11 protein-coding genes are annotated in these 11922 nt (G+C 64.4%); 7 read left to right on the forward strand and 4 right to left on the reverse strand.

Going from position 1 to position 11922, the window contains the following annotated elements:
• Positions 1-7 precede the first annotated feature (7 nt).
• Genes AC1DSJ_RS10285 through AC1DSJ_RS10300 form a run of 4 tightly spaced genes read right to left on the reverse strand, consistent with a single transcriptional unit; the run spans position 8 to position 4426 of the window.
• A complete protein-coding gene (locus tag AC1DSJ_RS10285; RefSeq protein ID WP_175170600.1) occupies positions 8-877 on the reverse strand; it encodes an ABC transporter permease in 870 nt (289 codons plus the stop codon).
• Positions 874-1845: an ABC transporter permease gene (locus tag AC1DSJ_RS10290; RefSeq protein WP_054421162.1), complete on the reverse strand. Its 972-nt coding sequence runs from the start codon at positions 1843-1845 to the stop codon at positions 874-876. Before AC1DSJ_RS10290 ends, AC1DSJ_RS10285 begins: the two co-directional genes overlap by 4 nt.
• A 19-nt stretch (positions 1846-1864) precedes the next feature.
• The gene (locus tag AC1DSJ_RS10295; protein ID WP_054421163.1) at positions 1865-3553 is read right to left on the reverse strand and encodes an ABC transporter substrate-binding protein; all 1689 of its coding nucleotides are present in this window, start codon (positions 3551-3553) and stop codon (positions 1865-1867) included.
• A 36-nt stretch (positions 3554-3589) separates the two neighbouring features.
• Complete coding sequence (locus tag AC1DSJ_RS10300; protein WP_441371387.1) at positions 3590-4426, reverse strand: hypothetical protein; 837 nt, start codon at positions 4424-4426, stop codon at positions 3590-3592.
• A gap of 222 nt (positions 4427-4648) precedes the next feature.
• Here AC1DSJ_RS10300 and AC1DSJ_RS10305 point away from each other — a divergent pair, with 222 nt between their 5' ends.
• The 7 genes from AC1DSJ_RS10305 (at position 4649) to AC1DSJ_RS10335 (ending at position 11915) form a co-directional block, all read left to right on the forward strand.
• Entirely contained in the window at positions 4649-5905 is a 1257-nt protein-coding gene (locus AC1DSJ_RS10305) for an SfnB family sulfur acquisition oxidoreductase (RefSeq protein ID WP_175170598.1), read from the forward strand.
• Between the two features lie 4 nt (positions 5906-5909).
• Entirely contained in the window at positions 5910-7127 is a 1218-nt protein-coding gene (locus AC1DSJ_RS10310) for an SfnB family sulfur acquisition oxidoreductase (RefSeq protein ID WP_441371388.1), read from the forward strand.
• A gap of 20 nt (positions 7128-7147) precedes the next feature.
• Complete coding sequence (locus AC1DSJ_RS10315) at positions 7148-8515, forward strand: LLM class flavin-dependent oxidoreductase (RefSeq protein WP_054421167.1); 1368 nt, start codon at positions 7148-7150, stop codon at positions 8513-8515.
• 107 nt (positions 8516-8622) lie between these two features.
• Positions 8623-9423: a MetQ/NlpA family ABC transporter substrate-binding protein gene (locus AC1DSJ_RS10320; protein ID WP_441371389.1), complete on the forward strand. Its 801-nt coding sequence runs from the start codon at positions 8623-8625 to the stop codon at positions 9421-9423.
• 20 nt (positions 9424-9443) lie between these two features.
• A complete protein-coding gene (ssuE, locus tag AC1DSJ_RS10325; protein WP_054421169.1) occupies positions 9444-10037 on the forward strand; it encodes an NADPH-dependent FMN reductase in 594 nt (197 codons plus the stop codon).
• A gap of 13 nt (positions 10038-10050) precedes the next feature.
• Positions 10051-11223: an FMNH2-dependent alkanesulfonate monooxygenase gene (ssuD, locus tag AC1DSJ_RS10330; RefSeq protein WP_054421170.1), complete on the forward strand. Its 1173-nt coding sequence runs from the start codon at positions 10051-10053 to the stop codon at positions 11221-11223.
• On the forward strand, positions 11223-11915 hold the full coding sequence (locus AC1DSJ_RS10335; protein ID WP_441371390.1) for an ABC transporter permease subunit: 693 nt from the start codon (positions 11223-11225) through the stop codon (positions 11913-11915). The genes ssuD and AC1DSJ_RS10335 overlap by 1 nt, the downstream gene beginning before the upstream one ends.
• Positions 11916-11922 lie beyond the last annotated feature (7 nt).

The following is an 11922-nucleotide window of genomic DNA, read 5'->3' on the forward strand; positions in this document are numbered from 1 at the left end:
GGGCGGGCTAGCGCGCGGCGGCGGGCGCAACGGCCCGATGGCGGCGCAGTTTGGGATTGAGCGCGTCGTTCACCGCATCGCTCAGCAGGTTCAGCGCCAGCACGGTGGCCATGATGGTCAACCCCGGCAGCGCCGTCATGTACCAGGCGGTGCGCAACGCCTCGCGTCCGGCGCCAACCATGCTGCCCCAGCTGACCACATTGGGGTCGCCCAGGCCCAGGAACGCCAGGCCGGCTTCTGACAGGATGGCGTGTGCGACCAGCACGGCGGTGGTCACGATGATGGGCGGCAACGCGTTGGGCAGAATTTCAAGAAAGATGATGCGCGCATGGCCCGCGCCCAAGGTCTGCGCCGCCCGCACGAACTCGCGTTCACGCAGCGCGATGAATTCGCCGCGCGTCAGGCGCGCGATGCCCGTCCACGACGTCACGCCCAGCGCGAAGATGATGGTGGATAACGACGGCCCCAGAATTGCCACCAGCACAATCGCCAGCAGGAAGGACGGCACCGTCTGGAACAGTTCGGTGATGCGCATCAGCACCGCATCGACGCGCGGCCCCGCATAGCCGGCAAAGGCGCCCACCATCAGCCCGATGAAAAGCGCGATGGCGGCGGACGCGCCGCCCACCAGCAGCGACACGCGCGCACCGTGAAACAGGCCGGCCAGGATGTCGCGGCCCATCAGGTCGGTGCCGGCCGGAAACTCCACGTCTTCGCCGGGCCAGGTAAAGGGCGCGCCGACCATTTCAAGCGGGTCACCCGGGAACAGCCACGACGCCGTTGCGGCAGCGCCCAGCACGATCAACAGGATGCCCGCGCCCACGGCAGCGGAAGGGGCGCGCAAGAGGCGCAGCACGGCCAGCAGATTCTGCTTCATGTCTTTCTTACCCGAGGGTCCAGCAAGCCGTAGGTGGCATCCACGGCAATGTTCATCAAGGCGACCAGCGCCGCGCTCATCAGCAGGATGCCCAGCAACAGATTGACGTCGCGGCTGGCGATGGCTTCGAACGACAGCTGGCCCAGGCCCGGCCACGCGAACACGGTTTCGACCACGATGCTGCCGCCCAGCAACGCGCTGCTTTGCAAGCCCAGCATGGTGATGACGGGCAGGATGGCGTTCTTCAACGCATGCCGCCAGATCACCCGCGCTTCGCCGTTGCCGCGCGCGCGGGCGGTGCGGATGTAGTCCTCTTGCAGCGTTTCAATCATGGAGGCGCGCGACAGCCGCGCGTAGATGGCCACGTAGTAGATCGCAACCGTTGTCACCGGCAGCGCCAGGTGCCGCGCGTAGTCCAGCCACTTTTCCCAGCCGGTGTAGGCCGCGCCCACATCGCGGATGCCGCCCACGGGCAGCCAGTTCAGGTGCACGCCAAAGCCTACGATAAGCATCAGCGCCGTCCAGAACATCGGCGCGGAATACCCCGCCGTGGCCAGGGCCGACAGCAGGGTGTCCAGCACGCCGTGGGGGCGCCGGGCGGCCAGTACGCCCAACAGCACGCCCAGCGCTACCGACAATGCCAGGCCGGTGCCAATCAGCGCCAGCGTTGCGGGCAAACGGCCGGCGATCAGATCGGCCACCGGCTCGCCATAGCGAAACGAATAGCCCAGGTCCAGTGACGCCAGGCTCTTCAGGTAATAGCCCAATTGCGCCCACACGCTTTGGTCCAGCCCATATGCCACGCGCAACTGCGCCACGTGTTCCGGTGTGATGCCGCTGTTTTCAGAGGCGATGACGTCCACCAGATCCCCCGGCACCAGCTTGAGCAGGAAGAAATTGGCGACGGCGGTGGCTCCTACGACAAAAAGAATCTGAAGCAGGTAACGCAAGGGGCGGGGCAGGCGCATGGTGAGGTTCCCGCGGCCGTCAGGCCTTGCCCAGCCAGACGTTGGCAAAGTTGTTGCGCGAATGTGAGGACGCGTCCGTCACGTTGCGCACCTGCTTGTCCCACACGCCGAACCAGCGGAATTCAAAGAGCCCGATCAGCGGCAGGTCGCGTTGCGCCAGGCGCTGCACCTCGTTGTATTGCTCGATGCGCTTTTTCGGATCGGTCTCGACCTGGGCCGCTTCAATCGCGCGGTCCATGTCGGGGTTGTTGTAGCCCGACACGTTGTACCAGGGCGTGCCTTTCGCTTCGGCCTTGCTCCAGTACCGCGTTTCCACTCCCAGCTGCGGATCGATCAGCACCGTGCCCCACGAACTGATCAGCTGGAAGTTGTAGTCGGTGAAAACGTTGCGCGTCCACGTCGCCAGATCCAGCCCACGCAAGGTGACGTCTATGCCGATCTTGCGCAGCGCCTGGCGCACGAATTCGCCCGTGCGGCGGTAGTCATCGCCAAAGGGGATGTAGTCATGCGTCAACGCAAAGCGCCAGCCGTCGGCCTTGCGGGGAAAGCCCGCTTCGTCCAGCAGCTTTTCCGCCAGCGCCGGGTCATAGGGATACTGCTGCACGTTCGGGTTGTGATACGGCTTCACCAGCGACGGCACCGGGCTTACGAAGGGTTCGGCATAGCCGTTCCATACCGTCTTCACCAGCACTTGCTTGTTGACCGCGTGGGCGATGGCCTGGCGCACTTTCAGCTGCGACAAAATCGGGTCGCGCAGATTCGCTTCCAGCCACAGCCAGGCAGCAAAGCCGTTGTAGCCCGACGTATCCACCGCCAGCTTGGGCAGTTTGGACAGGCGCGTGGCATCGGTGAAGGCGACAGGGTTGCGTTCGCCGTAGGCCACGCCGCCCGTCTCCAGCGCCGTGGCGCGGCCCGACACATCGGGAATGATCTTCCACACGATGCGGTCCAGGTACGGGCGTTCCGGCTGCCAGTACTTGTCGTTCTTTTCCAGCACGATGTAGTTGCCCCGGTTCCATTCCTTGAACACAAAGGGGCCGGTGCCAATCGGCTTGTTGTTGTAGGGGTTGTTCTGGATGTCGGTGCCTTCGAACAGGTGGCGCGGCAGAATGGGCGCGCCCAACGAGTCGATGGCGTTCAACGCCACGGGCGTGGGTTGCGACAGGTGCAGCACCACGGTGTGGTCGTCGGGCGTTTCCACCTTCTGCAAGTACTGAAACACGCGGCGCGCGCTGGGCGCATGCTTCAACCACACCGCTTCCGCCGACCACTTCACATCGGCCGCCGTGAACGGCTTGCCGTCATGCCACAAGACGCCTTGGCGCAGCTTGAACGTGATGGTCTTGCCGTCATCCGACACGGCCCAGCTTTCAGCCAGTTGCGGGCGCGGCTTCAAGTCCGGTCCGTATTCGACCAGCCCGTCGAAGATCTTGCTGACCACGGCGCCGGTGGGCGTGGACGAGTTCAGGTAGAAGGCCAGCGTGGGCGGCTCGGGGTGGACCACGGCGTTCAGCACGCCGCCGCGCGCCGCGCCGTCCACGGTGTTGGGCAGGCTTTGGGTGTCGGCATAAGCGGGCGCGAAGATCACGTTGGGAAACAGCGCACCCGCGCCCATCAGCGCGCCGGCGCTCAGCAGCCAGCGGCGCAGCGGGTTGGTCGGTTCGTCTTGCGGGTCGAGATGGCCGCCCGGAGGCAGTTGCTGCGTCATGAAGGTTTCCTTCTTTGGAAGAGAGTGCCGGCGGTGTCAGGCGGCCAGGCTGGTCAGAGCGGGAAGTTCGTCGGGGTCCAGGCGCAGCAGCGTGGCCAGCAGTTCGCGGCGCCAGGCGTCATACAGCGCAACATGGTTGCGGGTGTCCAGACCGGTGGCGCGCAGGTTCAACTGCCAGGAATCGCGCAGATAGGGGCCCAGCAGGCGCTGCACGTCCTCGTCAGCCTGGATCAGCCCTGCGACCCAGTCTTCGCGTTGTGCGGGGTCGGCGCGCGCCAGTTTTTCCAGCCACCATTGCGTGATGCGGATGCGGTGCGCTTCTTCATCGGGCAGGATGCGGTTATCGCCGAATTCCCGATGTCCCGCGTCCAGCACGCGTGCCGTGCGCCGGTTCACGAACAGCCGCGCCAGGATGTAGTGCTCGTAATGGAATTGCCAGGCCAGGAAGTTCTGCCAATTGCGCAGCGCGAAGCCGCCAACGAGATCCCAGGCTTCCTGCACGCCTTGCTCAACAGCAGCCAGCGGCGATGCGCCTAGCAGCACCGTCGCGCGGCCGAGCGAAAACTCTGCGTGCGCCGCGTCGTCGCCCAGCTGGCGCGCCAGGGCGAATTGAAAGCCGGTGTCCTCCTTGAACGGGCCAGCAATCGCCTGCGCGGCGACCTGGGTGATGAACAAGTCGTGCACCGTGTTCCAGATGGCGTAATCAGCGGCAGCGTGGCGCTCTTCGGCCGTAGCCAGATCACGCGGTGGCTCCAGACGCACGGCAGGAATGTTGGGCGCGACAACCAGCCGGATGTCGTCGAACAAGCGCGCCTCCAAGGCGCCGTCATAGTCCAGCGTCAGAGGCAAGCGGGGCAGGTCCAGTTCAGGCATGGCAGGTGTCGGACGCGGAAAAGTCTCGACTCTAAGCAAGCGCTGACGCCGCCCGCAAACATTCTTTGGTCATGTCGATATGTGCCTATGCGCGCTGCTAACAGTAGGCAACGGGCGCGCCGCGCGCATATACCGATTTCAAATAACCGCATGAGAAATCCGTCCTTCCGCGTGTAATGGCGCGCCGATAGGCTGCATGTTTCCTCAACGCCGGGGCGCACCATGCCGCACGGGTCCAGCAATACGGCTTCAAGCCTTTCACCCCACCACGAACCGGATCAGGCGCCGCGGCGGATACGCCCGGCCCGCATTCATGACGATGCCCAGGCCATTGCCTCCGCGCACGAGCTGGCCGCCGACTTCGCGTTGGGTGCGGCAGAACGCGACCGCGAACGCGGGCTGCCTTGGCGAGAGATCGAACGCTATACGGCAAGCGGATTGGGCGGCATCACCGTGCCGCGCGAATATGGCGGCGCAGAGGTGTCGCATGTGACGCTGGCCGATGTGTTTCGCATCATCAGCGCCGCTGACCCGTCGTTGGGCCAGATTCCGCAAAACCATTTTGGCTTCCTCAATTTGCTTCGCCTGACCGGCACGCCCGCGCAGCAGCGCCGCTACTACGACGGCGTGCTGGACGGCTACCGGCTGGGTAATGCGGGCCCCGAGCGGCATACGAAACACACTAGCGATATCGAAGCGCGGCTCACGCCCGATGGTGACGGCTACCGCGTCAGTGGACGCAAGTTCTATTCAACGGGCGCGTTATTCGCGCACTGGATACCCGCCAAGGTGTTGGACACCGAAGGCCGGCTGGTGACCGTGATTCTGGAGCGCGGTGCGCCGGGGCTGTCCGTCGTGGACGATTGGTCCAGCTTCGGCCAACGCACCACGGCCAGCGGCACGGTGCTGCTGGATAACGTGCGTGTCGAACCTCATGCCATCTTGCCTGCCTGGCAAGCTCAGCAGGCCTCCGTGTTGATCGGGCCATTCGCGCAACTAATGCAGGCTGCCATCGACGTCGGCATCGCCGAAGGGGCGTTGCAAGACGCGGTGGCGTTTCTGCGCGAGCGCTCGCGTCCGTGGGTAGAGGCCAACGTTGAACGCGCCACGCAAGACCCGTATGTGATTGCGGACGTGGGGCAGCTTTACATCGAACTGCATGCGGCCCAGGCCTTGCTGACGGAAGCTGCGCAGCACCTGGACGATGCCCGTGGGCGCGCGCTGAACGGAGACGACGTTGCCGCCGCGTCGATCTCCGTGGCGCGCGCCAAGGCGTTGTCTACCGAGATTGCGCTGGCGGCCAGTGAAAAGCTGTTCGAACTGAGCGGTGCGCGGGCGTCGCTGGCCGAGTTCAATCTGGACCGTCATTGGCGCAACGCGCGCACGCACACGCTGCACGACCCCGTGCGTTGGAAGTATCACGCGGTGGGCCACTACGTGCTTAACGGCCAGCGCCCCAACCGCCATTCCTGGATCTGACGCGATGACGCACGAGAAAATATCCACGTTGGCGCCGCGCCGCGCCGCTGTCATCGAGTCGGGTGCGCAAGCGTTGTCGGTAGCGCGGGCGCTGGCCGAAGACTTCGCACGCGAAGCCTCCCAACGCGACCGCGAACGGCGTCTGCCGCTGGCGGAGCTGGAGCGCTATTCCTTGTCGGGCCTGTGGGGCATCACCGTGCCGCGCGAGCATGGCGGCGCGGGCGTGTCGCGCGTGACGCTGGCCGAAATCACCGCCATCATCTCGGCCGCCGATGGCTCGTTGGGCCAGATTCCGCAGAATCACTACTACGCGCTGGAAGCGTTGCGCGTGAACGGCAGCGCCGACCAGCAGCGCCGCTTCTACGCACGCGCGCTGGCGGGTGAGCGCTTCGGCAACGCATTGGCCGAAACCGGCACGCGCACGGCAGCCGAGCGCCGCACCCGGCTGGACCCGGATGGCGCGGGCGGATGGCGCATCAACGGCAGCAAGTTCTATTGCACGGGCGCGCTGTACGCGCAGTGGATACCGACGGCCACTGTGGATGGCGACGGCATTCAGCGTCTGGCCATCGTGCGCCGCGACAGCCCCGGTGTGGAAGTCATCGACGACTGGTCAGGCTTTGGCCAGCGCGTCACGGGCAGCGGCACCGTGCATTTCACCGACGTGGCGGTGCCTGCCGAAGACGTGTTGCTGCTGGCCGATCCGGTGGCCCCCCCGAACACGATCAAGCCGCTGGCGCAGATCATCCACGCCGCTATCGATTTGGGCATCGGCCAGGCCGCGTTGCAAGACGCGCTGAGCTTTGTGCGCGAGCGGTCGCGTCCGTGGATCGACGCCAACGTTGAACGTGCCGCCGATGATCCGCTGACGATCAGCGAGTTCGGCCGCCTGTCCATCCGGCTGGAAGCGGCGCGCGGGCTGGTCGCCCGCGCCGGCCGCATTCTGGATGTGGCTACGGCCGACGGCACCGCCGCCAACGTGGCCGCCGCCGCCATCGCGGTGGCCGAGGCCCGTGTGTTGACGACCGAAGCCTCGCTGGCCGCAGGCACCAAGCTGTTCGAGCTGGCGGGCACGCAATCCACGCTGGACCACCTGAATCTTGACCGCCACTGGCGCAATGCCCGCACGCACACGCTGCACGATCCGGTGCGCTGGAAGCGGCACGCGGTGGGCAATTACTACCTGAACGACATTGCGCCCGGCCGCGTGGGCACCACCTGATCCTGACGGAGCCAACTTTCATGGCGAAAAAGAAAATCCTGCTCAACGCGTTCAACATGAATTGCGTCGGCCACATCAATCACGGTTTGTGGACGCATCCGCGAGACACGTCCACGCAATACAAGACGCTGGAATACTGGACGCACCTTGCGAAGTTGCTGGAACGAGGCCTGTTCGACGGCTTGTTTCTGGCTGACATCGTGGGCGTGTATGACGTGTACCAGGACTCGGCGGACCTGACGTTGCGGGAATCGATTCAGCTGCCGGTGAATGACCCGCTGCTGACGGTGTCGGCGATGGCGGCGGTGACGCAGCACCTGGGCTTTGGTGTGACGGTGAATCTGACTTACGAAGCGCCGTATCTGCTGGCGCGTCGCTTTTCCACGCTGGACCACCTGAGCAACGGCCGCATTGGCTGGAACATCGTGACGGGCTATCTGGAAAGCGCCGCGCGTGCGATGGGCTTGTCGGAACAGATTGCGCACGATGAACGCTATGACCGCGCGGATGAGTTCCTGGAGGTGGCCTACAAACTGTGGGAAGAAAGCTGGGACCGCGATGCGGTGAAGGCAGACAAGCGTGCGCGTGTGTATGCGAGCCCGGATGCGGTGCGGCGAATTGATCACGAGGGCAAGTACTACAAGGTGCAGGGCTATCACCTGTCGGAACCGTCGCGGCAGCGCACGCCGGTGCTGTATCAGGCAGGCTCGTCGGGCCGGGGCCAAGCGTTTGCGGCACGTCATGCGGAGTGCGTATTTGTGTCGAGCCAGACGAAGGAAGGCTTGCGTAAGCTGGTGGCAAGCGTGCGCGAGTCGGTGGCGCGCGAGGGGCGTGATCCGCGTGATATCAAGTTCTTCATGGGGGTGACGGCGGTGGTGGGCAAGACGGAAGCCGAGGCTCGGGAGAAGCACTCGGAGTATTTGCGGTATGCGAATCCGGAGGCGGGGCTTGCGCATTACGCAAGTTCTACGGGCATCGACTTTTCACGTTATGCGGCGGACGAGCCAATCCGGTATGTGAAGAACAACGCGATTGAGTCGGCGGTGAAGAATCTGACGGTGTCGAGAACGGATCGGACGGTGACGGATCTGCTTGCCGATATGGCGTTGGGGGGGAGATATCCGGCGCTGGTGGGTAGCGCGTCGCAAGTGGCGGACGAGTTGGAGTCTTGGGTGGCTGAGACGGATATTGATGGGTTCAATGTGGCCAGGACGGTGACGCCGGAGTGCTATGAGGACTTTGTGGATCTGGTGATTCCGGAGTTGCAGGAACGGGGGGCTTATAAGACGGCTTACTCGGAAGGGGGGTTACGGGAGAAGCTGTTTGGGGCGGGTAGGGGGGAGCTGCCGTTGGAGCATGTGGGTAAGCGGGGAGTGCGGGTGTATTGAGTTGTGGTGGGTGCGCGCACACATAACCTCATACCGACTAAGTATTTTTCGCCATCTCATCCCGGTGCCAGAATCCTCAAATCATCTCTCGCTCCGAGCCAAGAATCATGCCCTCGCTTCGTCACCTGTTAGCCGCCTCACTCCTCGCGATTCCGTTCATCACCCCCGCACACGCCGCAGATAAATCCACCATCACCGTTGGCATCTCTGTCGGCACGGCGGAAAAGATATTCGATGTTGTTCAGAAAGTCGCCGCCCGTGACGGCCTCACCATCAAGCTCGTCAAGTTCAACGACTATCAGCTTCCGAACGCGGCCCTCAACGCCGGTGACCTCGATGCCAACGCCTTTCAACACAAGCCGTTTCTCGACAATCAGATCAAAGCCCGCGGCTTCGATATTGTTCCGGTTGGCCTGACGATCACGGCGCCGCTGGGCTTCTACTCGCGCAAAATCAAATCACTCAACGACCTGCCTGAAGGCGCGTCTGTTGGCATTCAGAACGACCCGTCCAATGGCAACCGCGCGCTTCGCTTGCTGGCTGCCTACAAGCTCATCACGCTGAAGCCCGAAGCCGAACAGAAGAACACCGCCACGCCGCTGGACGTTGTATCCAACCCGCGCAAGATCAAGCTGGTGGCGCTGGATGCCGCGCAATTGCCGCGTTCGCTGGATGACTTGACGGCGGCCTCCATCAACAACGACTACGCCGAACAAGCTGGCCTGGTGCCTGCCCGTGACGCTATTGGCCGTGAGGCGGCTGACGGCCCCTATGCGAACTTGATCGCTGTCCGCACCAAAGACCGCGACGAGCCTTGGGTGAAGAAACTGGTGTCTGCCTACCAGTCGCCCGAAGTGCGCGCCTACATCGAGAAGGAATTCAAGGGTTCCCTCATTCCTGCGTTCTGACGCGACCTTTGCGAACCCCCATGAGCATCCTTACCTTGACGGGCAGCCCGTCTCAGCGTTCCCGGTCTTCTGCTTTGCTTCGCCATGCCGCGCAACGGTTGCGCGCGTTGGGGCTGGGTGTCAGTGAACTGGGCTTGCGCGATATTCCGGCCGAAGAATTGATTGAAGGCCATTACTCGGGCGCGGCCGCCGGCGCGTTGCGGGCGCGGGTTGGCGCCGCGGATGCGGTGCTGATTTCGACGCCGGTCTACAAGGCTTCGTTCGCCGGCGGGCTGAAGGCCGTGCTGGATCTGTTGGATGAGAAGGCGCTGGCCGGCAAGGTGGTGCTGCCGATTGCCACGGGCGGAAGCCCTGCGCATTTGCTGGCGCTGGAATACGGGCTGAAGCCGGTGTTGTCGGCGCTGGGCGCCCGCCACATCCTGGCAGGCGTGTACGCCACCGACAAGCAGGTGCGCGTCGATGATGACGGCGCCATTCATATCGACGATGACGTGCGCGCGCGCCTGGACGACGCCGTTGACCGTTTGAGCGAGCAGGTGCTGCCGCGCACCATCGTTGTCAACGAAGCCTATGACCTGGGCCGCCTCGCGCTTGCGGGCGGGTTCAGCGTCTGACCCGGAGCTGCACATGGATGTTTTCTGGTTCATTCCCACGCATGGCGACTCGCGCTACCTTGGCACCAGCCAGGGCGCGCGCGCGGCAAGCTATGACTACTTTCGTCAGGTCGCGGTAGCGGCCGACACGCTGGGCTATGACGGCGTGCTGCTGCCCACCGGCCGGTCTTGCGAAGATGCGTGGGTCGTGGCGTCCAGCCTCATCGGCGCCACGCGCCGGTTGAAGTTTCTGGTGGCGATACGCCCCGGCGTCAGCTCCCCGCAGGTGTCGGCGCGCATGGCCGCCACGTTTGACCGTCTGTCCGAAGGGCGTTTGCTGGTCAACGTGGTGACGGGCGGCGACCCGGGTGAGCTGGAAGGCGACGGTGTCTTTGTCAGCCATGACGAGCGCTACGCCATCACGGCTGACTATCTGCACATCTGGCGCGGAATTCTGGAAAACAGCCATCAGGCCGAAGGCTACAGCTTCGAAGGCGAACAGCTGGTGTCCAAGGGCGGCAAGGTGATTTATCCGCCCGTGCAAAAGCCGTATCCGCCTTTGTACTTCGGTGGCTCGTCCGAGGCCGCACATGCGCTGGCCGCCGAGCAGTTGGACGTTTATCTGACCTGGGGCGAGCCGCCCGAGGCCGTGGCCAAGAAAATCGCGGACATCCGTGCACGGGCGGCGGAGCATGGGCGCACCTTGCGCTTTGGTATCCGCTTGCACGTCATCGTGCGCGAAACGGAAGAAGCGGCATGGGCGGCCGCCGACGAGCTCATCAGCCACTTGAGCGAAGACGCGGTGAGCGCGGCGCAAGCAGCGTTTGCCAAGATGGATTCCGAAGGCCAGCGCCGCATGGCCGCTTTGCATGGCGGAAAGCTTAGCGACGGGCAGGGCGGCCGTTCGCATCTGGAAATCGCTCCAAACCTGTGGGCGGGTGTGGGGCTGGTGCGTGGCGGGGCTGGCACGGCGCTGGTGGGTGATCCCAAGACCGTCGCCGCCCGCATCCAGGAATACGCCGATCTGGGCATCGACACCTTCATCTTCTCGGGCTATCCGCATCTGGAAGAGTCGTATCGCTTTGCTGAGCTGGTGTTTCCGCTGCTGCCTGGCAAGGGCCAGCGCCACGCGGGCAACACGGTGCTGACAGGACCGTTTGGCGAAGTCATGGCGACCGAACTGGTGCCAAAGGAATCGGCAAGCTGATGTCTGCGCACTGGTTGCCGATGCTGTCCACGCCGTCTTCGTTGGTCTCCGCTGCGGCAGAGGCTTGGGGGTCGGGCGACGCATGGGCGCTGCTGCGCGTCAGCGTGTGGCGTGTGTCGGTGGCGCTGCTGTTGGGCGGCGCCGTGGGGGTGGCATTGGGTGCGCTGAACGGGTTGTCGCGCACGGCCGGCAACGTGTTGGACGCAGGAGTGCGCGTGTTGCGCGGCGTGGCGGTGTTGGCGAGCATTCCCTTGCTGCTGCTGAGCGCGGGCGCAATAGGGGAAACAAAAGAAGGCGCAACGCTGGGCCTGTTGGCCGTGGGCGTGTTCTTCCCGGTGTATGCCGCCGCGTTTCAAGGGGTGCGCGGGGTGGACGAAAAGCTGATCGAGCTGGGCCGCACGGCAGGTCTTGCCCGTTGGCCGCTGTTGCGCGACGTGATCTTGCCGGGCGCCTTGCCGTCGTTACTGTCCGGGCTGCGAGGGGCGCTGGTGCTGCTGTGGGGCTTGCTGCTTGGCGTCGAAGCCATTCGCACCCTGGCGGCCCATCCCGATGGCAGCACGGCCGTTGACCGCATCGTGCTGACCTTTTTGATTTACGCCGTGCTGGCCCAGGCGGCCGATCGCTTGCTGTCTGCCTGGTCGCGTCATGCGTCGCGCTGGAGCCGCGCGCGGCCCGCCGCTGGCGCTTATTAGGATTTCA

This window comes from Achromobacter sp. 01N37, assembly GCF_056399725.1.